Raw genomic sequence first — 22146 nt, 5'->3', positions numbered from 1 at the left:
TTGCTGTCCGTCATTTCAAGTCGTCTGTTTCTCGCATTTCCACGTTGACCGAAGTTCGCCGGCTGCGCGCTGACTAACGCGCGCTTCGGTTGGAAGCGCCTTGCTGCGAAAGCGAGGAGGGCGAACTCGTCCCCGAAAAACGAGCCCGCTGTGAGCGATCGAGTATTCGGCGAATACTTAGTAATTCGAAGCAACAAGATTGATTGCCGCGACCAGCGCTCGACCAGTTCGCATTGCCTTTGTGATTCAAGTCCTTAAAAACAGGAGACACCATGCGTCAGATAGACGTTCAGAAGTTAATCGATGAAGCACGCTTCAGGAAATTCCATCTCTTGCTGCTGTTCTGGTGCGCGCTCATCATCATCTTCGACGGATACGATCTCGCCGTCGTCGGAATCGCGCTCCCCTCGATCATGCACGACATGGGCGTGGCGCCGACGAGCGCCGGCTTCATGGTGAGTTCGGCCTTGCTCGGCATGATGCTCGGCGCGGTGTTTCTCGGAACGATCGCGGACCGCATCGGCCGTGTGCCCGCCATCGTCATCTGTCTGCTGCTCTTCAGCGTGTTCACCGCCGCCGCCGGATTGACGAGCCATCCGGTCATGTTCGGCATCGCGCGTCTGCTCGCGGGCCTGGGTATCGGCGGCGTGATGCCGAACGTCGTCGCGCAGATGACCGAATACTCGCCGCGCAGGATTCGCAGCACCATGGTCACGCTCATGTTCAGCGGCTATTCGGTCGGCGGCATGCTGGCGGCGCTGGTCGGCAAGGCGATGATCGAGCGCTACGGCTGGCAGTCGGTGTTTCTCGCGGCCGGCATTCCCGCGCTCCTCGCGCCGGTGATCTGGAAGCTCATGCCCGAGTCGCTCGCCTTTCTCGTGCGCAACGAACGGGCCGACAGCCTGAAGAAGATCCTGCCGGGTATCGATCCCGCATACGTCCCTCGCCAGGACGACAGGTTCTCGCTGTCCGACAAGGGCGCGGCAAGCGGCTCGCCGATCCGCCAGCTGTTCGCCGACGGCCGCGGCCTCGGCACGGTGATGCTGTGGGTCGCGTTCTTCATGTGCCTTTTCATGGTCTACGCGCTGAGCTCGTGGCTGACCAAGCTGATGGCGAGCGCAGGCTACAGCCTCGGCTCGGCGCTCACGTTCGTGCTCGTCCTCAATTTCGGCGCGATGATCGGCGCGATCGGCGGCGGCTGGCTCTCGGATCGCTTCAACATCCGCTATGTGCTGATCGCGATGTATGGGCTCGCGGCGGTCTCCATCAGCCTCCTTGGCGTGAAGGTTCCCACCGGCGTGCTGTTCCTGCTCGTCGGTCTCGCCGGAGCGTCGACGATCGGAACGCAGATCGTCACCTATGCGTTCGCCGGCCAGTTCTATCCGACCGCGGTGCGTTCGACCGGCATCGGCTGGGCGTCGGGCGTGGGACGCAGCGGCGCGATCCTCGCGCCCATCGTGATCGGGCTTCTCGTGAGCCGCGCGTTGCCGCTGCAGCAGAACTTCATCGCGATCGCGGTGCCTGGCGTCATCGCGATGCTGGCTGTCTGCTTCATCAAGGTGCGTCGCGCGCCGCAGGATCGTGTAGCCGATCCCGCGGGCCAGGCCGATCCCGCTTAAGAACACATCGCTGGACAACAAGATTCGTCGTTGAATAACAAGGAGACTTTACGTGCTTAGAAAGTGTTTATCGGTGGGCCTCGGCGTGGCCTGCGTTTCGACCGCGCATGCGCAGAGCAGCGTGACGCTTTATGGACTGGTCGATCTCGGCATCACGTATCTGAACAGCGCGCAGACGGGCCGCAGCGGAGGAGAGCTGAACGGCAAAAGCCAGATCGCGATGAGCGACGGGCACGCGACCGGCCTTTCCGGCAGCCGCTGGGGCCTGCGCGGCACCGAAGACCTCGGTGGCGGCCTGCAAGCGCTGTTCGTGCTGGAAAACGGCTTCATGGCCAACACCGGTTCGCTCGCGCAAGGCGGCGCGGAGTTCGGCCGACAGGCCTATGTGGGACTCTCGTCGTCCAGGGTTGCGACGGTGACATTGGGCCGTCAGTATGACCCGCTGGTCGATACCGTCCAGCAGTTCGCGGCGTCGGGGAACTGGGGCGGCTACATGTCGTCGCATGTCGGCGATGTCGATAATCTGAGCAACACGAACCGCATCAACAACTCGATCAAGGTCGCGCTCACGCCGCTCGCGGGTCTGAGGGCAGAGGCGCTTTACAGTCTCGGCGGCGTCGCGGGCAATGCGACGCAGAATCAGATCTGGTCGCTCGGCGCGTCGTATTCGGGCGGTGCGTTCAGCGTGGGCGCCGGTTATCTCAACGCGCGCAATCCGAATGTCTCGTTCTACGGCAACACGCCCAACAAAGGGCTGGCGACGGCGAACAACATCGGCTCGTTCGGTTCCGCGACGACGCCTCAGGTGTTGCCCGCGTACGCCGGTTTTGCGTCGGCGAACACGTTGCAGATCATCGGCGTGGGCGCGTCTTACACGATCGGCGCGGCGGCGATCAGCGCGGTGGCGACGAACACGCGCTTCCAGGGAATGGGCTCGGCATCCGGCCCGAACCCGCTCGGCTACACGGGCAACGCGACCTTCAACAGCGCGGAGCTTGGCGTGCGGTACTTCATCACGCCGGGCTTGCTGGCGGGCGCCGCGTTCGACTACACGCAACGCAGTTCCGTGAAGGGCGATGGCGGCGCGAAGTACATGCAGGTCGACCTCGGCATGGACTACCTGCTTTCCAAGCGCACCGATGCCTACGTTCTGACCGTGCTTCAGCGCGCGACGGGGCGCGATTCGCTGGGACAGGAGGCGGTTGCGAACATCAGCGGCTTCACGGCTTCGGCGACGGACAATCAGGTTGGCGTGCGCATCGGCTTGCGGCACAAGTTCTGATTCGATGTGGGAGTGAAGCGCGGCCGGGTTTCGAAACCTGACCGCGCTTCGCCGTTTACAACCAGGTGCCGCCTTGCCGATGGTTGGGCTCTTGCGAGAGCGCATCGAAGTCGTGAATCCAGTCCAGGTGATGCATTACCTTCTCGCGATCGCCGAGCCGCGCGTTGCGTTCCTGCGCGGCGTGACCATCGGGCAGATGCAGCACGTCGGCGGTCGTGATCGATGCATATTGCACCTTGCGCGTGCGGCCACGGCGCAGACGCTCATACGCTTCCTGCGCTTCGCGCCAGTTGCCCGGCCCCGCTTTCGCGAGTTGCGCGGCCAGCACCACGGCATCTTCTATCGACTGATTCGCGCCCTGACCGTGATGCGGCACGAGCGCGTGAGCGGCATCGCCGATCAGCGTCACGCGTCCTTTGCTCCAGCGCCCGAGCGGCGGACGATGAAACAGGCCCCAGCGCTGACTGATGGGCACCGCCGTGATCATCTGCACGACAGCCGGATGCCAGTCCTTGAACAGGCGCAGTTGCTCGCCCTCGCTCGCGGGCATGGTCCATTCGCGCGACGGCCACGGCGACGGATGACGCTCGACCAGCAGGAAGTTCTGGTCGCCCTCGCTGCCGATCGGATAGTGCAGCAGATGGCCGCCCGGCCCGACCCAGAACTGGATCGTCTCCGGGTCCGGCAGCAGATCCATGCGGTCGGCGGGCACCACGCCGCGAAATCCCGAGCAGCCCGAATACAGCACGTCGTCGTAGCCGAGCATCCAGCGCCGCGTGACGGAGCGCGCGCCATCGGCGCCGATGACCAGATCGGCTTCGATCGTTCGGCCGTTATCGAACGTGAGGCTCACGCGGTCTGCGTGTTGCGAGAGATCGACCATCCGATGACTGAGACTGATGTGTTCGAGGCCCACCGCCTTCGATAAAACCGCCTGCAGATCCGCGCGATGAATCCCCCAGTAGGAACCGCCGAACTGCTCGCGATAACTGGGCGCGCCACGATGATGCCCGATCACCGCGCCGCTGCGTCCGTCGCGATAGACGAGGCCCGGAACCTCCGCGCACACGTCCGCGAAGGCATCGCGCAATCCCATGCGTTCATAGAACCGCGTCGCGTTCGACGACAGCGCGACTGCCGCGCCCACTTCGCGCAGTTCGTCGGTCTGCTCGTAGATGTGCGCGTCGATGCCGTGCTCGCGCAATGCGAGCGCCAGCGTGAGGCCGCCGATGCCCGCGCCCACGATGGCGATTTTCAAATCCGTCTGCTTCATGACTTCGTCTCCGATCCATGTGTTGTCCGCCGCGCGCTTTCGCTGAATAGCGAATCGCGGTGTGACTTCATTCTCGGCAGGGCGCTCATATTCGGCAATAAAATGGCGAGAATCATCGACATCACTGAAATCAATGAGGCCGGGCGATGGAACTGAGCGATATCGATCTGAACCTGCTGCTGCTTTTTCATCGGCTGTTGCAGGAGCGACGTGTGTCCGCTGTCGCCGAAAAAATGCAGATGAGTCAGCCCGGCGTGAGCAACGCGCTCGCGAAGCTGCGCCGCCGGCTCGGCGATCCACTGTTCGTGCGCGGTCCGGGCGGCATCGTGCCGACGCCGTTCGCGCTTCGGCTGGCCGAGCCGGTGTCGCAGGCGCTCGCCACCTTGCATGCGGCGCTCAATCCCGTCACCGGTTTCGATCCGCTGCGCGCTGCGCGCACGGTGACAATCGGCATGACGGATATCGGCGAAGTGGTGTTTCTGCCCGCGCTGCTGGAGCGTCTGTCGCGTGAGGCGCCCGGATTGACGCTGAACACGGTGCGCGACACGAGCGTCAATCTAGGCGACGAGATGGCCGATGGCCGCGTCGACCTCGCCATCGGATTGCTGCCGCAACTGAAGGGCGGCTTCTATCAACGGCGTCTGTTCGATCAGCGTTATGTGTGTCTGATGCGGCGCGGCCATGCCCTCGAACACGCGCCGCTCACGCTCGCGGCGTGGCGCGAGGCGGAACATCTGGTGGTTGTCGCGGCGGGTACGGGGCACCGCAACGTGGATGACTGGCTCAGGAAGAACAGCGTGCGCAGAAAGGTTCGGCTGACGGTGCCGCACTTCATGAGCGTGGGGCATATCCTGCAACGCACCGATCTGATCGCGACGGTTCCGGAGCGGCTCGCGCTGCAACTCGTCGAGCCGTTTTCGCTCAGCGTGTGTCCGCTGCCGGTGAAGGTTCCCGCCGCGCCGATACATCTGTTGTGGCACGAACGCGTGCAGCACGACGAAGCCAATCGATGGCTGCGCGATGTGGTGATCGGCTTGTTCGCGGAGGCGCCCTCCGGACGAAGGTGAGGCTTATTCGAATGATCCGGTACGCACGTCGCCATGGCGCACGTAGCGCGCGATCACGACGCCGCCGGGCGTGACGGCCGAGTGCGCGAGCGTGAAGGCCGAAGGGCGTGCGTCGTCGTCGAACAGGCGTCGGCCGCGGCCGAGGATGACCGGATAGGTCAGCAGGCAAAGCTCGTCGATCAGTCCGGCGGCGAGCAACTGGCGCGCCATGTCGGCGCTGCCGAAGGTCACGAGATCGGCTCCGTCCTGATGCGTGAGGGCACGCACCGCGCCGGCAAGTTCGCCGTTCAGCGCGTGGCTGTTATGCCAGCGGAGGTCGTCGCCGCGATGCGTGGCGACGTGCTTGGCCACGGCGTTGAACTTGTCGGCGATGGCGCTGCTGTGCGAATCGGCCGGCACGTTCGGCCAGTACGACGCGAAAATGTCGTAGGTGCGACGCCCGAGCAGCAATTCGAACGGCTGCGAGAGCAGCCCGTGCACGTGTGCGCCGATGGCTTCATCGGCATAAGGAACGGTCCAGCCGCCGAAAGCGAAACTGCCGTCACGATCTTCATCCGGACCGCCGGGGGCTTGAATCACGCCATCCAGACTGATGAAAGCAGACACGGTGAGCTTGCGCATGATGTTCTCCAGGTCGATGGGCAGTATCGGTTCGTATAGACGACGAACGAAGCGCGGAGGAATCGACGCGAAGCATCGGCCGTTTTAGCGCGGCCGCAAGCCTTTCAAAACATCAGACAATTGTTCGCTCGGCGGGCTTGCGAGCGCGCGCGGCATTCGCGTTGCGTCGTGCGAGCGGGCTAGGAAGAAATCCGGGAAACATGATCTCGACCAGCGCCGTCAGTGAAAGAAACATGACGGCGACGAGCGCCACTGCACCAAGAAATTCGAGCGACGACATTTTGACCTCATCCGTGCGGCATTGCATTTGTCGAAACACCATGGCAACCAGTATGGATGCCGCGCCGCGGGATCAATGTCGGGAGAAGTCGCCAGAACAGGCCTCTGTTCGAGGCATGAGCGCCATGCCAGGCCGGGCTTTTCCATCGCGGGAATGCTAATGTGACGCCAGTCTGCTCCGCGTGGCCTATTCACTCCATCAGACCGGGACGAAGCTTTGGACCGTCTTGAATCCATGAGCCTGCTGCTCGCCGCCATCGGGAAGGGAAGCTTCTCCGCCGCCGCGCGCGATATGGGCATTCCGGTGCCGACGCTCACGCGAAAAATCACCGATCTCGAAGAGCAGCTCGGCACGCAACTGCTGATGCGCTCGACCCGCAAGCTGACCCTGACCGACGCCGGCATCGCCTATGTGGAGGCGGCGCGGCGCATTCTCGATCTGGTGGAGGAGCAGGAGCGCGCGGCGGTCGGCGAATTCATCGCGCCGCGCGGCGAACTGGTGATTACCGCGTCCGTGCTGTTCGGGCGGCTGCACGTGCTGCCCGTGATTCTCGAATTTCTCGCGCTGTATCCCGAGATCAACATCACGTTACTGCAATCCGACCGCAACGCGGACCTGATCGGCGAGCAGGTCGATCTCGCGGTGCGCGTCGGCAAGCTGCCCGACAGCGGCATGATCGCGACGCCGGTCTGCTCCATGCGAACCGTGGTCTGTGCAAGCCCCGCGCTGCTCGCCGAGCGCGGCACGCCGCAAACGCCCGAAGATCTCTTGCAATTGCCGTGCGTCATGTTCAGCGGGCCGAAGCTGTCGCCGGGATGGCGTTTTCGCGTGCCCGGAACGGATGCGTTCAACACGCTCGCGATCAAGCCGCGCCTGCGCGTCGCGACGCCCGACGCCGCCGCGCACGCGGCCAAGCGCGGCGTCGGCTTCGTGTATCTGTTCGAGTATCACGTCGCGGATGCCGTGGAGGCGAACGAGCTCGAAATCGTGCTGCAGGATTTCGAGGTGGGAACCATCCCGGTTCATCTCGTTCACGCGTCGCGCGCGCAGATGCCGATCAAGCTGCGCCGCTTCATCGACTTCGCGGTTCCGAAGCTGCGGCAATCCTTGTCGAAGCTCGGTCAGCGCTGATCGCCGTGTGCTTCGTGGAGCGCCTTGCAATCCGCGTTGAACACGCGTTCAGCCGATGGCGGGAACTTCGTCAGTTTCGATACGGGCCGTCGCGGACGCGCGACCAGTTCGCCGCCGCAGTTCGGGCATACGCCCTTCAACAGCGTGTCCGAGCAATCGCGGCAGAAGGTGCATTCGAACGAGCAGATGAGCGCATCGGCGGATTCGGGCGGCAGGTCTTTGTCGCAGCATTCGCATCCGGGACGAAGTTGCAGCATGGTGTTCTCCTTTTTGTCGATGTGGGTTATTTCGCGTTGCCGTTCGCAGGCTGATTCGACGCCAGCCAGTCCGCGTCCGGATTCAGCCCGTCCTTGCGATTCCAGCCGCCGCCGAGCGCCTTGATGAGCGAAACATCGGCGGTCATGCGGCGCGTCTGAATATCGATGGCGGAAAGCCGCGCGCCGCGTTCGATATTCTGCGCCAGGATCACTTCGTAGTAGTCTTCCAGTCCGCCCGGCTTCACGTGGTAATGCGAAATGACCGCCGGGGCGACGTTGCGCGTGATCGCCCCCAGCGCGCCGAGCCATGCGCGAGGAAGTCCCGCGCGAGCGCGCTCGCGTGTCCCCACAAGACCTCCGCGATGCCGGAGCCCGCGCTCAGGCGTCGCACGCCCGCGCGGCCGAGTGCATCGGCATCGGCGAGATCGGTGCGCGCCATCACGTTGAGCGGCAAACTCGTGCCCTTCACGACGGCTTCGATATCCGTCAGTTCGACGATCGCGGGCAGAAACATGCCATCGGCTCCGGCGTTGGCGCAGAGACTCACGCGCCGCAACGATTCCTCGACCCGATGCGGCGGCTCCGCGAGATTCGCGAGGAACACGTCGCTGCGCGCGTTGATGAACAGATCGAGCTTCGCGTTTGCGAGCGCGGCTTTGATCGCTCCGGTCTTTTGCGCCAGCAGCGAAGGGTCATCCGTGCCGTCCTCGATGTTGATGCCCGCGTCCCATGCGTTGGCGAGACGAAGCGGCGTCGTGTTTGTCGTGCAAGTCACGGAAGGTTTCGACGAGGTTCTTCATTTGTTTCGCCAGTAAAGAGGCAATCGACTGCTACGGGAAACGATGTAAATCAGATGGTCGCGGCGGCCTTCATCGACTTGCCGTTCTCGACGGCGTTGACACGCCATTGGGCGATTTCGGAGAACACGAGTGCAAGGACGACGACCGCGCTCCCTAGATAGCCGAGGCTGTGGCTGCCGATCACGGGAATCGCGGCAGCGCCCACCGCGCCCGCCACCGACACGCCTACATAAGTCGCCGACGTGTTGAGCCCCACCAGCACGGCGGCCATCGAAGGATTGAGACTCACGAGGCGATATTGCTGCGGCACGAGCACGCCCCACGCACACGCGCCCCAGACGAACATCGCGATGGCGGCGCTCCACAGATGGACGGTCGTCCACGGCATCGTGACGATGGCGGTGATCACGGCGATCAGCATCACGGTGACGACCTTGCGCGAGCCGATCCTGTCGAGCACGCGGCCCGCGAGCAGATTGGAGAACGTGCCGGCCAGCCCCCACAGCACGAGCAGCCCGCCGAGCACGCTCGGGCTGCCGCCGGTGGCGCGGTCGAACACCACCGCGACGTAGTTGTAGATGATGAACGTGCCGATCTGCGCGAGCACGGTCGTGGCGAGAATCAGCCCGACGCGCGAATCGGCGAGCGGCGCGAAGCGCTTGATGAGCGAGATTGCGGGCGGCAGCGGCACTTCCGGCAGCAGCGCCCACACGCCGACGAATCCCGCAATGCCCAGCGCGGCGACGAAGCCCAGCGTCCAGCGCCAGTCGGCCAGACCGCCGATGACCGCGCCCAGCGGCGTGCCCAGCGCGGTCGCGGTGGTGAGACCCGCGACGATCACGGAGAGCGCGAAGCCGCGTCGCTCGGGCGGAACCAGCATCGTGCCGGTGCCGCTCGCGGTCGGCGAGAACATCGCCGCGCCGACGCCCGCCAGCGCACGCGTGACCAGCGCGACGCCGAGGTTCGGCGAGAGGATCGTCCCGACGTTGGCGACGATGAACAATCCCATGCCGCTCAAGAGAAGGTGCTTGCGCGAAATGCCGGCGGCGAGCGCCGCGATGGTCGGCGCGAGCAGCGCGAACGTGAGCGCGTACACGGTGATCAATTGCCCCGCCGCGCCGATGCTGACGTGAAAGTACGCAGCAATGGAAGGCAGGATGCCTCCGAAGACGAAGCTGTCGGTGCCCAGCGCGAACATGCCGAGCGCGAGTGTGAGAAGACGGCGATCCATGGTTATCTCCCTCCGAAGAATGGTGCCTCGGGTTAGTGGTGTGACGAAACTATACGCAACGGAGTTTTGTCACGCCACTATCGATAATCGACTAGCAGTTCTTCGAAATTCGAGGAAATGACGTGATGGGACGCGCGAGACAAGCGGGAAGAAATGCCGTAGAGTTGCGTGAAGAAACTTCGTTCGTCAAGGAACCGGCATGTACAGAAAGCGCTTCGACGGAATGAATTGCTCGATCGCGCGCGCGCTCGATGAAGTGGGCGAATGGTGGTCGCTGCTGATCGTGCGGGAATGCACGCAAGGCACCACGCGCTTCGACGAATTTCAGTCCGAACTCGGCATCGCGAGGAACGTGCTGACCGCGCGTCTCGAACGGCTCATCGAGCTCGATATTCTCGAGCGCTATCCGCTCGCGGAACGAGCGAACACGTTCGGCTATCGTCTGACAGAAAAGGGTAACGAGCTCTACCCGGTGCTGGTCGCGCTCATGCAGTGGGGAGATCGGTGGCTCGCGCCGAACGGCAAGCCGCCCGTCGCGCTCGTCGATCAGGCGAGCGGCCAGCCGGTCAAGTCCATCGCGGTGCAAGGGAAGAGCGGGCGCTCGCTGTCGTTCCGCGACGTGCGTTTCGCGCCCGGGCCCGGTGCGACGACGAGAACGCAATCGGTCATCGAAAACCGCAACCGCCGCGTGCTCGGCGAAGAGAAGAAGAAAGGGTGATGCGCGCGCGGCGGCGCTGAACTATCGCGGATTGATCTGCTTGACGATATCCGCCGCGACCGCGCGCGCCTGCTTGTCGCTGGTGGGTGCGAAGATGCCCTGCCATGCCGACGACGACGTGTTGTAGCTGCGCTCGCCGAACACGCGGCCGCTCTGCAAGTCGCGGAACGTCACGCGCGCCTGAATGAAGGCGTTGCCCGTCATGATGCCGAGCGTATAGCGCGCGCCCGGCGCGACGAAGTGAAAGTCTTCCACATAGACGTCGACGACCGTGCCGCCGCCGCGCTGCTGCGTGCGCTTGACGGTTTCATCGACGAAAACCGAGTTGGCTTCCTGCGATGCGCCCTGCATCGCTTCGCGCCATTCGGTCTGCACGCGCGGCCAGTCGGACGCGCCCGTCGCGACCGATGAGCCGCTCATTCGCAGCACGATGGTATGGGTGGAAGCCGATGGCACCGTGATGCTGGTCTCGGCGGTTTTCTGGCCCGCGGGCGCGGAGCCTTGAGTTTGCAGCGAGGCGGCACATCCACCGAAGAGAATCGTGCTGCCGGTCAGAAGCAGAGTCGAAACAAGACGGTTACGCATGTCGATGTCGTGGGTTGGAGGCGCGTGACAGTATAGCTTCGGGTTGTGTCAGATAAGGGTGCCGACTCGCCGACAAACCATCAGAAGTCGATCTGCGCCGACAGCAGCAAGGTACGCGGCGCGGCGTTGCTGATGTACGTGCCCTGCTGAATCCAGTAACGGCTGCCGAACAGGTTCTCGACATTCGCGCGGAACACGACATCCTTCTGCGCGATGCGCACGCCATAACGCACGCCGACGTCATAACGCGTCCACGCCGGCAGACGCAGCGTGTTGCTCGCGTTGTAGTACTGCGCGCCGGTGTGGATGATGCGGCCGTTCACGCTCAGGCCCGGCACCCACGGCAGGTCGTAATCCGCGCCGAGGTTGAAGGCGAACTTCGGCACGCCCGCCGGATCGTTGCCATCGTTCACACCGCCTGCCGTGCCTTCGAGCTTCGGATCGTAGAAGGTCGCGCTCGCCATCAGGCGCAGGTTGCGGAACGCTTCGCCGTAGGCCGCGAGTTCGAGGCCGCGCACCTTGGTCCGGCCGTCATAGCCATAGATGTTGGTCACCGGATTCGTGACGCCGTTCGGCTGCGAGATCTGGAACACGGACACCGATGTCATCACGCGGCCCCAGTCTGCCTTCACGCCCGCTTCGTACTGGTTCGACTTGTACGGCGCGAAGGCTTGTCCCGCGTTGGCCGTTCCCGCAGGCGCGGTGTTGCCGTTGGAAAGGCCGGACGTGAAGTTGCCGTACACCGAGACATTATTAAGCGGCTTGAAGACGATGCCCGCGAGCGGCGAAATCGCCTGTTGATCGAGCGTGCTGGTGCGCGCGCCCGTGCCGGGGTCGTAGTTGTCGAGCCCGATCGTCTGACGGCGAAAACCGCCCGTGATCAGCAGACGGTCGTCGAAGAACGACATCGTGTCGATTACCTGCTGGCTGTTCAGGCGCGTCTGGCTGGTGCGCTGCATGTCGCCGCGCGGCGTGGTCATCGGCGGCAGGGGCGTCGGACTGTAGAGATTCGATGCCACGGTCTGCGAGACCGGCGCCAGCGCGTAGAAGTAGCCGATCTCCTGATTCAGGCTCGTCACGCCGGTGACCAGCGTGTGCTTGACGCCGAAGGTGTCGAAGTGGAAACGCAAGCCCGCATCGACGGACTTCGTGCGCGTGTACTGGTCGTAGTAGCCGTTTCTGACGTTGAACGCGCCGCCCGCCGTCATGCCCGTCGCCGACGGGAAATTCTGCTCCGACGTGCCGTAGTGCTCGCCCGCCGCGCCGTACACGGTCACGTACTTGTTGACGTCGTATTCGAGGCGCGTCATGAGCGCGGAGTCGCGCAGCTTGAGCTTCGAGCCCGGATAGAGATTGTTGTACGCCGAAGGCACGTCCGGCACCGCGGTCGCCGTCCCCAGGCCGATCTGCGAGCGGAGTTCGTCGGTGTTCTCGGAGACGTTGTAGGCGTCGAACGACCAGCGCAACTGCTTGCCGCGATAGTCGAGCCCGACCGCGCCGTCGCCCTGAAGCTGATTGCCGTGCGCAATGCCGGTCTCGCCGTCCTTGAACTGACCGTTGACGCGAATGCCCCATTGACCTTCGTCGCCGAAGCGGCGGCCGACGTCGGCGGCGACGCCGAACTGCGCCTTCGACTGATACAGCGCGGTGAGACGCGTCAGCGGCTGGTCGTCCGCGCGCTTGGTGACGATGTTGATCGCCCCACCGATGCTGCCGCCCGGTCCCATGCCGTACATGAGCGAACCCGGACCCTGCAGCACTTCCACGCGCTCCAGCAGATTCACCGGCACGCGCGCCGCCGAGACCATGCCGTACAGCCCGTTGAGCGCGACATCGGTTGCCTGGACGGCGAAGCCGCGAATCTCGAACACGTCGCCGAAGCCGCCGGCGCTTTGTTCGGTGCGCACCGATGCATTGTTGACGACGACATCGCCGATGGTGCGGGCCTGCGTGTCGCGGATGAATTCGTCGGTGTAGTTGGTCGTGTTGAACGGCTGGTCCATCACGTTCGCCGCGCCGAGCACGCCGATACCACCGCCTCGCGCCACTTGTCCGCCCGCGTAGGGCGCGGGCAATTCGCCGGGCGTCGCCGTGGCCTTGACCATCACGGCGGGCAGCGCGGTGGTTTGGGGCGCGTCGCTTTCCGTCGTCGCCGCGCTCTGCGCGTAAGCGCTTCCCTGCAGCGCGGCTGCGGCGGCCAGTCCCACGAAAAGACGTTCGACTGCCCATGACACCGCAGTACGTTGATTGAAGTGCTGCTGAGTTCCCCGACGTGACATGGCTCTGATCTTTTGAAGGAAGGGCGGGTTGAATGTTTGCTGGAATGCGAATCGTTCGCAATTGTAATGTAACAATTAAACACGTGGTACAAAACTTTTGCTGCGACGGGAGCGTTGGGAGAAAGCGACGCGGGCGGGGTTCGTGCGGCGCGCGACATTGCGGTACTGGCGCGCGCGCCGGGCGGCCGGACATTTGATGTACCTTAATACCCCGACGCCCCTTTCACACCCAGGAGACCGCGACACATGACGAAGACCAACGAGTATCAGCAGCAGATCGGCGAATCGGTGCCCGACTGGACACCGCGCGAACGGCCCGCGCGCATCGGCATCGACGGGGCGCATTGCCGCATCGAGCCGCTCGACGTCTCGCGCCACGCAGCCGATCTCTTCGAAGCCTATGGCCGCGCGCCGGACGGCAGCGACTGGACCTATCTCTTCGTCGGCCCGTTCAGCGACTTCGACACCTTCCGCGACTATCTGACGAAGGCCGAAGCCTCCACCGATCCGCTTCACTACGCCGTCATCGATTCCGCGAGCGGCAAGGCGGTCGGCACGCTCGCGCTGATGCGCATCGAGCCGGTGCATGGCGTGATCGAAATGGGCAGCGTGACGTTCTCGCCATTGCTCAAGCAGACGCGCATCTCGACGGAAGCGCAGTATCTGCTGATGCGTTATGTCTTCGACGACCTCGGCTATCGCCGCTACGAATGGAAGTGCGACAGTCTCAACGCGCCTTCTCGCAAGACCGCGCTGCGTCTCGGCTTCGAGTTCGAAGGCATCTTCAGGCAGGCGATCGTCTACAAGGGACGCAATCGCGACACCGCGTGGTACGCGATCATCAACCAGGACTGGCCGCGTGTTCGAAACGCGTTCGAGCGCTGGCTCGCCGATGACAACTTCGACGCAAACGGCAAGCAGCGCGCATCGCTCGCTCAGCTACGGGACGAGGACAAGCGCTGAATTTGCTATTCACGTTTCACTGCGTCAGCTAATCAGATTTGCTTCGTTTGATCGTCTCACGGCCCGCGTGAGAATGAGTGAGCAAGGCGCCGCCGGTCGCGCGGCGCCGTAACACTTTCACTCCTGCTCCTCATTCCGATCCTATGAAGGCGTCACTCTCGCATCATCGGCCACGTGCTGGCCGTCACCTGTTGCCTGCGGTTTGCGCGGCCGCCGCGCTGCTCCTGCTAGGCGGGTGCAAGCCTCATGACGAAACGGCGCGCGTCTCCGCGCCGGAGCCCACGCAGGCCGCGCGTCAGGAGGTGACTTACTTCAAGTATCCCGACAACCCCGCGTTCGATCTCGTCTATCTCGCCGACAAGCTCGGCTATTTCGAAGGCACGAGCACACGGCCCAGATACGTCGGGAAAATCTCCGCGCCGCAGATCATTCCGCTCGTCGGCACGGGAGAGATCGATTTCGGCACGCGCATGGTGCCGCTCGTCATCTCGGCGATCGCGAGCGGCGCGGACATCAAGGTCATTTCCGCCGGCGGCGAGACCTTGCCCGACGCGCCGCACATGAAGTACTTCACGCGCGCGGACTCCGGCATTCGCGGGCCGAAGGACTTCGAGGGCAAGACCGTCGCGTTCAACAGCTTTGGCGCGTGCGCGGAATTCGTCACGAAGAAGTATCTGTCGCAGCACGGCGTGGACGTGTCGAAGGTCAACTGGCTGGTCGTGCCGGATAACCAGTCGCAGCAGGCGCTCGTCACGAAGAACGTGGACGTCGCCATCATTCATCCGCCGTTCTCCGGCGCGGCCGAAGCCGATCCGCAACTGCACAAGCTCTGGAGCGACTGGGACGAGGACCACGGGCTCGGCGGCATGGCGCCCTACAGCGTGAACGGCGCGTTCGCGCGCGCGCATCCGCAGGCGGTCAAGGACTTCGTCGCTGCCATCGCACGGGCGGGAAACTGGGTCAACGCGCATCCCGACGAAGCGCGGCAGCTCACGGCCGAGCGGCTGGGCATCGACGTCAAGCTGGTCGAGCGTTACGCCTATGTGAAGGATCTCGTGGTGACGGAGCCGCCGATCCAGTACTACATCGACATTCTGGAGCAGGCCGGCAAGATTCCGAAGGGCAAGGTCCAGGTGAAGGACGTGTACACGAACCAGTACAACCCGCTGGCCGCGAAGGAGTCGCAGGCGAACGCGGCGCCAGCGAACGGATCGCGCTCATGAGCGGGACGTTCACGGCGCGCGAAAAGATCGTCGCACGCGATCTTTCGCTTGCATACCTCAACGAAGCGATGCAGTCGCGGCAAATCGTGCTCGACGGCTTCGACCTTAGCGTGCGCGAAGGCGAATTTCTCGCGGTGCTCGGGCCGAGCGGCTGCGGAAAATCGACCTTCCTCAACCTGCTCGCGGGCTTGACGCCGCCCACTTCCGGTTCGCTCACCATCGACGGTGAGTCCGTCAGCGCCGCGCGCCGCAAGCTCGGCTTCGTGTTTCAGGGCTATGCGCTGTTTCCGTGGCGCACCGTGCGCAAGAACGTGGAAACGGGGCTGGAGATTCGCGGCGTGACGCGCGCGCAACGGCGCAGCGAGGCCGAGCGCTTCCTGCGTCTCGTTGGTCTGCTCGATTTTGCCGATCACTATCCGCATCAACTTTCGGGCGGCATGCGGCAGCGCGTGGCGATCGCGCGCGCGCTCGCCTACGGCCCCGAGATTCTGCTGATGGACGAGCCTTTCGGCGCGCTCGATGCGCAAACGCGCGAATCCTTGCAGCAGGAGTTGCTCGGCATCTGGGAGCAGAGCGCAAAGACGGTCGTGTTCGTCACGCACAGCATCGACGAAGCGATCTTTCTGGCGGATCGGGTCGCGGTCGTCGGGCGCAGGCCGGGCCGCGTGAAAGAGATCATCGAAATCGATCTGCCGCGTCCGCGCCCGGCCTCGGTACGTCACGACGCCGCGTTCGTCGCGTTGCGGCAGCGCGCGTGGGCGAGCCTGCAGTCGGAACTGGATGGCGAGCAGAACGCGCGGCGCGTGCGCGGCGCCGAATCACTGACAGGAGCGTGACGTGGCAGAGCAACGAAGTGTGCGCGGTTTCCCGGTGCCGATCGCATCGCGGCATCGCGGAGTGAAGGCGCGCGGCGTGCGCTGGTCGGCGGCCTTCGAGCGTTCGATCGCCCTCGTCGTGTTCGCGCTGCTGTGGGAATTGCTGCCGCGAACGGGCGTCGTGAGCGCGGCGTATCTGAGCCCGCCGTCGCAAGTGGCGCTCGCCATCGCGCATCTGTTCGACAGCGGCGAAGTCTGGAGGCACCTCGGCGCGAGCGCGCTGCGCTCGGTCAGCGGCCTCTTGCTGGCGGTGGCCGGCGGCGTGGTCTGCGGATTCGCGCTCGGCTGGTTCCGTCGCGCGGAGCGAATCGTCGATCCGCTTTATCAATTGCTCCGGCAGGTCTCGGCGTTCGCGCTGTTTCCGGTGTTCATGCTGTTCCTCGGTATCGGCGAATCGTCGAAGATCGCCATCATCGTGTGGGCCGCATTCTGGCCGGTGCTGCTCAACACCATCTCGGGCGTGAAGCAGGTCGAGCGCGTGTTCATCGATTGCGCGCGTTCCATGGGCGCAGCGCAAGGCTTCATCTTCGCGAAGGTCGTGCTGCCCGCCGCGCTGCCCGAGATACTGACCGGTATCCGGCTCGCGGGCGCGTACAGCATCACCGCGCTGGTCGCGGCGGAGATGATCGGCGCGCGTTCCGGGCTCGGCTTCTACACGCTCAACTCGCAGGAGACATTCCAGATTCCCGACATGTATGCGGGCATCGTGCTGCTCGCGCTCTTTGGCCTGCTCATCAACAAGAGTCTTTCGCTGCTCGAGCGTCGCCTGCTGCGCTGGCGTGTCGGGCTCGCGCAGAATGGCTGAAAGCCGCTACGGGCCGATGCGCGGCTCCAGCCGATGGATGCGCTGGTTCGCCGCGTCCGTGATGGCATGCGTGGCGCTGTCCTCCGTGCCGTGGCGCGATCGTTTCGGCGCGGATCGGCCGTTCGCCGCCGCCGTTGCGCGCGGCGCGCTGATCGTCGCGGTGCCTTCCCGTCCCGCGCCGATGCTCAACGTCGGCCGCGTCGATCATTTCGCGCGGGCGCCGGACGGCTTCGCGGCGGCGCTCGCCGATGACATCGGACGGCGCGCGGGACTGCGCGTCGTGCTGCTGCCGGCCGACGAGCGCGACGCGCGTGAGGCATTGCGCTCGGGCAGGGCGGATATCGCCATCGCCGGGCTTGCCTTCGGCGCGGACCGCGCGCTTTCGTATGCGCCGAGCGCTTATACGTCCGGGCGCGGCGTGGCGCTGGTATTGCGGCATGGCAAGGTGCGCGAATGGCGCGACCTGTCGGGCGCTTCGATCTGCGTGTCGCGCGGCAGTCCGTTCGCACGGGACGCCGCGCGTCGCGCGCACGCGAGCGTGCACGACTACGACCGTCCACTCGATGCGCTGCTCGCCTTTCAGGCGGGCGAATGCGCCGCGCTGGTCGACGACGAGTACGTGATCCGCAAGCTGCTCAGACAGCCGGACTGGGCGTACTACCGGACTTTGCCGGGCACGCTCGGCGCCGCGCCCGCATTCGTCGCGACGCGCGGCGGCGATTTCGCGAGCGCGCTGTTCATCGAAAACGTCTTGCAGGACTGGCGCAGACAACGCTGGCTGACAGCCGCGCGCGAGGACCAGGCGACGCAACTCGCGTTCGAGATGTTCAACGCGCAGAACGATCTGTATTGCCACTGATAACTCAAAGGATCATCCACCCATGACTCGACGAAGCGGGCATCTGCACCTCGGCGCATTTCTCTATCCGACCGGGCATCACATCGCGGCGTGGCGGCATCCGCACGCGGTGGCCGATGCCGGCAGTAATTTCGCGCACTACGCGCAGCTCGCGCAGGCAGCGGAAGCGGCCAAGTTCGATCTCGTTTTCCTGGCCGATGGCTCCGGCACGCGCGGCGACGACGCGCAGTTCCTGAGCCGCACCGCGCACAGCTACGTCGCGCAGTTCGAGCCGCTCACGCTGCTCTCGGCGCTTGCGGCGCTCACGGAGCGCATCGGTCTGGTCGGCACGGCGTCGACTTCGTTCAACGAGCCGTATCACATCGCGCGCAAGTTCGCGTCGCTCGATCACATCAGCGGCGGGCGCGCGGGATGGAATCTCGTGACGTCATCAAGCGAGCATGAAGCGCGCAACTTCGGTTTCGACGAGCATCTCGCGCACGCGCATCGCTACCAGCGCGCCGCGGAATTCGCGGATGTGGTGACGGGCCTGTGGGACAGCTGGGACGAAGACGCGTTCGTGCGCGACAAGGCATCCGGGCGTTACTTCGATACGGACAAGCGGCATGTGCTGAATCATCGCGGCGAGTTCTTCAAGGTGCGTGGGCCGTTGAACGTTGCGCGGGCGCCGCAGGGACATCCGGTGGTCGTGCAGGCGGGATCGTCGGAGGCGGGGAGGGAACTGGCTGCGCGCACGGCCGAGGTGATCTTCACGGCGCAGCAGACGCTCGATGACGCCGTCGCCTTCTATGCCGACGTAAAAGGCCGCATGGCGCGCCATGGCCGTCATCCTGACGCGCTCAAGATCATGCCGGGCGTGATGCCGATCGTCGGCCGCACCGAATCCGAAGCGCGTGCGAAGTTCGACGAGTTGCAGGCGCTGATCGATCCGGTCGTCGGGCTCGCGATGGTGTCGAATCTGACCGGCGGCTTCGATCTGTCCGCGTATCCGCTCGACGGGCCGATTCCCGAGCTGCCCGAGACCAATGCGAGCAAGAGCCGCCAGACCTTGATGATCGACCTCGCGCGCCGCGAGAACCTCACGATCCGCGAGCTGTATAAACGCATCGCGGGAGCGCGCGGACATTGGCAACTGGTCGGCACGCCCGCGCAGATCGCCGATGCGCTGGAGGAACGCTTCGTCCATCACGGCGCGGATGGCTTCAACGTGATGCCCGCGCTGCTGCCGGATTCGCTGAATGATTTCATCGAACTGGTGTTGCCGGAACTGCGCCGGCGCGGACTTTTCCGCAACGAATACGAAGGCCGCACGCTGCGCGACCATCTCGGCCTCGACAAGCCGCGCTCGCGTCACGCGCACGAGCAGGCGGCCTGATCCCTTCACGAAGCCGCGCCCGTCGATAGGGCGCGGCGCAGGCTTCACATCAGAAGCGCACCCGCACGCCGCCGAACGCAGCCACCTGCCGGTTGGTCGATGAAGGCGCACCCGCGTCCGCAATCGCCGCGACCTTCTGATATCCGTTGCCGACTCGGGTCGACGCATCGCCGGATGCGAGCTGATACACCGCCGACAGATACAGGTCCGTGCGCTTCGACAACACGTAATCGACGCCCAGCGTGAACTGATGCCAGCGCGGCTTGAGCGATGCGCCATTGGTGCCGGGCAGATTGTTGGCGCGGCCGTCGGTGAAGGTGTAGACGCCGACGAGCGTCGTGGTCGGCGTCACGTTGTAGCGCCCGTTGACGTCGTAGTTGTTGAACTTGCGCGACGAGCCGTCGTTGTAGTCGAGCTGCGTATGGCTGAAAGCGAAGCCCAGCGTCGCCGCGCCGCCGAACGCGTAGTTCGCGCCGGCCACCGCGATCTGCTGACGCGTCACGCCGCCGTTGATGCCATAGAAAAACGCGCCGCTGTAGTCGTCGCCACTGGTGGTCGATGCGCCGCCCACCGCGCCGCTGGTGTTCGTCGCGACGTTCGGATGATCGAGCCGCACATAGCCGCCGCCGAGCGAAAGCGGCCCGTTGACGTAATTCGCCGCGACGCCCCACGCACGATTGTTGCCGAAGCCCTGACCCGCGCCATTGCTGGCCTGATTGCTGAAGCCGTAGAGCGCGTCGACCGTGAAGCCGGCGAAGGTGTCGCTGCGGAACTTCACGGCGTTGTTGATGCGGAAGGTCTGGTTCAGGTTGTCGTTGTCGCCGACGTGTGTCGACGGCGACCAGAATCCGGGACCCGCATAGGCTGCGACCAGATCGGTATTCGGATCGTACTGACGGCCAAGCGTGAACGTGCCGATGCCCGACTTCGCGACGCCCACGAAGGCTTGCCGGCCGAATTCGCGGCCGCCCTGCGCCAGCGCGCCGTCGTTCACGCGGAAGCCGTTTTCGAGCGTGAACAGCGCCTTGTAGCCGCCGCCCAGATCCTCGACGCCTTTCAGGCCCCAGCGGCTGCCGTTGAGCTTGCCGCTCGTCGCCTGGAAGTTATGCGCGCCGCGCTGATTGTTCGTATAGGCGATGCCGGCGTCGACGAGTCCGTACAGCGTAACGGAGCTTTGCGCCTGCACGATGCCGGGAAGGGCGACCAGGATACCGGCTGCGCCGGAGAGTGCGACTCGCTTCATTTGCTTCCTTTATTTACGTGTTAACCACGAGTTCTTGGGGAAGCCGATCTTACGGTCACGCTTACCGAAGCCGAACAATCCATTTCTCATGTGTAATGACGCAGATCAATAATTTGTAATCCTGAGAGGAATGGAAAATGGATGAAGGCGGCAGGCGATATCGAGATGATCAACGCATGCCGTCGCTGATTAGCTTTCGCCAAAGCATTCGTTGGTATCGCGCGCGTCGGTGACTAGCATGTACCGCATGGGACGATTTCGTCCGGAAAACGCCTTCGTGGAAAGACTTCATGCGATACAAGGGATATGACGTTGCGCCTTCCGCGCATGCGCTGCCGAGCGGACTCTATGCGGCGAACCTGACGATCGAGAATCGCACGTCAGCGTCCGGCGCCTCCTTTACGTTCGACGCGCTCGACTACTTCTTCGAAGCCGAGCACGCGAGAGCCTATGCGGCGCGCTGGGCGCGGCTATGGATCGATCAGCGCAGCACGCGCACGCGCCGCGGCCCGTCGTGAAACTCGCGGCGCGCTGCGGCAAGTCAGGCGAGGTTCGGCGGCGCGGCCTTCAACACATCGACATGTTTCGGAATGAGCCCGAGATCGACGAAGGTATCCGCAATCTGCTGCTGCTCGCCGATGATCGCGCGCGTAATCGCTTCGGTGCCGAACACCTGCCGGCTCACCGCGAGATCGACCACGGGTTTCGGCAGACCCCAGAGGCGTGCGAGCTCGCTCGCTAGCTGGTCGGGATTCTGCTTGCCCCATTGATCCGCCGCCTTGATGTCGTCGATCACCACGCGGATCACATCGGGATTCTTCGCCACATAGTCCTGCGACGAGAAGTAGTAAGCGCGATTGCCGACCACGCCGCTCGCATCGGCCAGGATGCGCGCGTTCAGGGACGTCTGCGCGGCGGCGAGGAACGGGTCCCAGATCACCCAGGCGTCGATCGAGCCGCGCTCGAAGGCCGCGCGCGCATCGGCGGGCGCGAGGAAGGCGAGTTCGACGTCGCGATACTGCAGGCCGTGCTGACGCAGCAGCCTGACCAGAAAGTAGTGCACGTTGCTGCCCTTGTTCAGCGCGACGCGCTTGCCCTTCAGCTCCGCCACGGTCTTGATGGCCGATTGCGCCGGCACCAGCACGGCTTCGGATTTCGGCCGCGCGGGCGTGGCGGCCACATACACGAGCGGCGCGCCGGCGGCTTGCGCGAAGATGGGCGGCGCTTCGCCTACATCGCCGAAGTCGATCGAACCCACGTTGAGCGCTTCCAGTTGCACGGGGCCGGCGGAGAACTCCGTCCAGCTCACGGTCACGCCGAGCGCGCCAAGCCGCTTCTCCAGCGTGCCGCGTCCCTTGAGCAGATTCAGATAGCCCTTCTGATTGCCGATGCGAAGCACGCGCGGCTGTCCGTGCGCGGGCTGCTGCGCGAACGATGCCGGCACGGCCGCGAAGGTCGCGGCGCTCAGCGCGGCCTTGGCGGAGAAGGAAAGAAACGCGCGGCGGTCTTTGTGTGTTCTGGTGTTTGACATGAGGTGGATCAATGGATGAGGAGCGCGACGAGCGCATTTCGGGAGCATCGATGCTAAAGCGCGCTTTGACCGCGGCCAACGTAGCAATCGACATATCGACATCGCGGTGGCCGTCATATGCATTGCTTT

General features: G+C 64.5%; 22 protein-coding genes and 1 pseudogene. 12 read left to right on the top strand and 11 right to left on the bottom strand.

The features are described 5' to 3' along the window. Positions 1–272 precede the first annotated feature (272 nt). Positions 273–1619, top strand: a complete 1347-nt coding sequence (locus AWB79_RS31815) for an MFS transporter (protein ID WP_061171417.1) — start codon at positions 273–275, stop codon at positions 1617–1619. A gap of 52 nt (positions 1620–1671) precedes the next feature. Further along, positions 1672–2901 (top strand): porin, encoded by a 1230-nt coding sequence (locus tag AWB79_RS31810; protein ID WP_061171416.1) that lies wholly within the window; start codon positions 1672–1674, stop codon positions 2899–2901. Positions 2902–2956: 55 nt separating this feature from the next. Here the strand turns inward: AWB79_RS31810 and AWB79_RS31805 are convergent, their stop codons facing one another. Further along, on the bottom strand, positions 2957–4174 hold the full coding sequence (locus AWB79_RS31805) for an FAD-dependent monooxygenase (RefSeq protein ID WP_061171415.1): 1218 nt from the start codon (positions 4172–4174) through the stop codon (positions 2957–2959). A 146-nt stretch (positions 4175–4320) separates the two neighbouring features. On the opposite strand from AWB79_RS31805, the gene AWB79_RS31800 reads away from it, so the two are divergent. Then, the gene (locus tag AWB79_RS31800; protein ID WP_061171414.1) at positions 4321–5241 is read left to right on the top strand and encodes a LysR family transcriptional regulator; all 921 of its coding nucleotides are present in this window, start codon (positions 4321–4323) and stop codon (positions 5239–5241) included. Between the two features lie 3 nt (positions 5242–5244). Here the strand turns inward: AWB79_RS31800 and AWB79_RS31795 are convergent, their stop codons facing one another. Both AWB79_RS31795 and AWB79_RS31790 read right to left on the bottom strand, forming a co-directional pair. Continuing rightward, positions 5245–5862: a dihydrofolate reductase family protein gene (locus tag AWB79_RS31795; protein ID WP_061171413.1), complete on the bottom strand. Its 618-nt coding sequence runs from the start codon at positions 5860–5862 to the stop codon at positions 5245–5247. A 112-nt stretch (positions 5863–5974) separates the two neighbouring features. After that, the gene (locus AWB79_RS31790) at positions 5975–6142 is read right to left on the bottom strand and encodes a hypothetical protein (RefSeq protein ID WP_157695891.1); all 168 of its coding nucleotides are present in this window, start codon (positions 6140–6142) and stop codon (positions 5975–5977) included. 234 nt (positions 6143–6376) lie between these two features. Between AWB79_RS31790 and AWB79_RS31785 the strand changes: the two genes are divergently transcribed. Next, positions 6377–7273, top strand: coding sequence for a LysR substrate-binding domain-containing protein (locus tag AWB79_RS31785; protein ID WP_061171411.1), 897 nt, complete (start codon positions 6377–6379; stop codon positions 7271–7273). On the opposite strand, the gene AWB79_RS31780 is transcribed toward AWB79_RS31785, so the two are convergent. From AWB79_RS31780 to AWB79_RS31765, 4 genes are all read right to left on the bottom strand, one after another. Beyond that, positions 7264–7530, bottom strand: coding sequence for a DUF1272 domain-containing protein (locus AWB79_RS31780; protein WP_061171410.1), 267 nt, complete (start codon positions 7528–7530; stop codon positions 7264–7266). The genes AWB79_RS31785 and AWB79_RS31780 overlap by 10 nt on opposite strands. Before the next feature lie 26 nt (positions 7531–7556). Further along, the gene (locus AWB79_RS31775; protein WP_061171409.1) at positions 7557–7775 is read right to left on the bottom strand and encodes a hypothetical protein; all 219 of its coding nucleotides are present in this window, start codon (positions 7773–7775) and stop codon (positions 7557–7559) included. Continuing rightward, positions 7772–8305, bottom strand: a complete 534-nt coding sequence (locus AWB79_RS31770; protein ID WP_061171408.1) for an isocitrate lyase/phosphoenolpyruvate mutase family protein — start codon at positions 8303–8305, stop codon at positions 7772–7774. The genes AWB79_RS31775 and AWB79_RS31770 overlap by 4 nt, the downstream gene beginning before the upstream one ends. A 74-nt stretch (positions 8306–8379) precedes the next feature. After that, complete coding sequence (locus AWB79_RS31765; RefSeq protein WP_061171407.1) at positions 8380–9561, bottom strand: MFS transporter; 1182 nt, start codon at positions 9559–9561, stop codon at positions 8380–8382. 199 nt (positions 9562–9760) lie between these two features. On the opposite strand from AWB79_RS31765, the gene AWB79_RS31760 reads away from it, so the two are divergent. After that, the gene (locus AWB79_RS31760; protein WP_061171406.1) at positions 9761–10279 is read left to right on the top strand and encodes a winged helix-turn-helix transcriptional regulator; all 519 of its coding nucleotides are present in this window, start codon (positions 9761–9763) and stop codon (positions 10277–10279) included. A 21-nt stretch (positions 10280–10300) separates the two neighbouring features. On the opposite strand, the gene AWB79_RS31755 is transcribed toward AWB79_RS31760, so the two are convergent. Together AWB79_RS31755 and AWB79_RS31750 are read right to left on the bottom strand one after the other, a co-directional pair. Next, the gene (locus AWB79_RS31755; RefSeq protein ID WP_061171405.1) at positions 10301–10864 is read right to left on the bottom strand and encodes a hypothetical protein; all 564 of its coding nucleotides are present in this window, start codon (positions 10862–10864) and stop codon (positions 10301–10303) included. A gap of 80 nt (positions 10865–10944) precedes the next feature. Then, a complete protein-coding gene (locus AWB79_RS31750; protein WP_061171404.1) occupies positions 10945–13143 on the bottom strand; it encodes a TonB-dependent receptor in 2199 nt (732 codons plus the stop codon). Positions 13144–13389: 246 nt separating this feature from the next. Here AWB79_RS31750 and AWB79_RS31745 point away from each other — a divergent pair. The 6 genes and pseudogenes from AWB79_RS31745 to AWB79_RS31720 all read left to right on the top strand — a co-directional run. After that, positions 13390–14088, top strand: a pseudogene (locus AWB79_RS31745) (GNAT family N-acetyltransferase); the annotation flags it as partial. Between the two features lie 161 nt (positions 14089–14249). Continuing rightward, positions 14250–15329, top strand: coding sequence for an ABC transporter substrate-binding protein (locus AWB79_RS31740; protein ID WP_061171402.1), 1080 nt, complete (start codon positions 14250–14252; stop codon positions 15327–15329). After that, complete coding sequence (locus AWB79_RS31735) at positions 15326–16165, top strand: ABC transporter ATP-binding protein (RefSeq protein ID WP_061171401.1); 840 nt, start codon at positions 15326–15328, stop codon at positions 16163–16165. Before AWB79_RS31740 ends, AWB79_RS31735 begins: the two co-directional genes overlap by 4 nt. A 61-nt stretch (positions 16166–16226) precedes the next feature. Next, entirely contained in the window at positions 16227–17009 is a 783-nt protein-coding gene (locus AWB79_RS31730; protein ID WP_232471083.1) for an ABC transporter permease, read from the top strand. Continuing rightward, positions 17002–17868, top strand: a complete 867-nt coding sequence (locus AWB79_RS31725) for a transporter substrate-binding domain-containing protein (protein ID WP_061171400.1) — start codon at positions 17002–17004, stop codon at positions 17866–17868. Before AWB79_RS31730 ends, AWB79_RS31725 begins: the two co-directional genes overlap by 8 nt. A 22-nt stretch (positions 17869–17890) precedes the next feature. Further along, complete coding sequence (locus AWB79_RS31720; RefSeq protein WP_061171399.1) at positions 17891–19243, top strand: LLM class flavin-dependent oxidoreductase; 1353 nt, start codon at positions 17891–17893, stop codon at positions 19241–19243. A 49-nt stretch (positions 19244–19292) separates the two neighbouring features. Here the strand turns inward: AWB79_RS31720 and AWB79_RS31715 are convergent, their stop codons facing one another. Then, on the bottom strand, positions 19293–20486 hold the full coding sequence (locus tag AWB79_RS31715) for a porin (RefSeq protein WP_061171398.1): 1194 nt from the start codon (positions 20484–20486) through the stop codon (positions 19293–19295). Between the two features lie 290 nt (positions 20487–20776). Between AWB79_RS31715 and AWB79_RS31710 the strand changes: the two genes are divergently transcribed. After that, a complete protein-coding gene (locus tag AWB79_RS31710; protein ID WP_061171397.1) occupies positions 20777–21004 on the top strand; it encodes a hypothetical protein in 228 nt (75 codons plus the stop codon). A gap of 23 nt (positions 21005–21027) precedes the next feature. Here AWB79_RS31710 and AWB79_RS31705 read toward each other — a convergent pair whose 3' ends face one another. Further along, the gene (locus AWB79_RS31705) at positions 21028–22017 is read right to left on the bottom strand and encodes a sulfonate ABC transporter substrate-binding protein (RefSeq protein WP_061171396.1); all 990 of its coding nucleotides are present in this window, start codon (positions 22015–22017) and stop codon (positions 21028–21030) included. Positions 22018–22146 lie beyond the last annotated feature (129 nt).

The organism is Caballeronia hypogeia (genome assembly GCF_001544875.2).
Lineage (GTDB): Bacteria > Pseudomonadota > Gammaproteobacteria > Burkholderiales > Burkholderiaceae > Caballeronia > Caballeronia hypogeia.
This window is presented reverse-complemented; position numbering and strand designations above follow the sequence as displayed.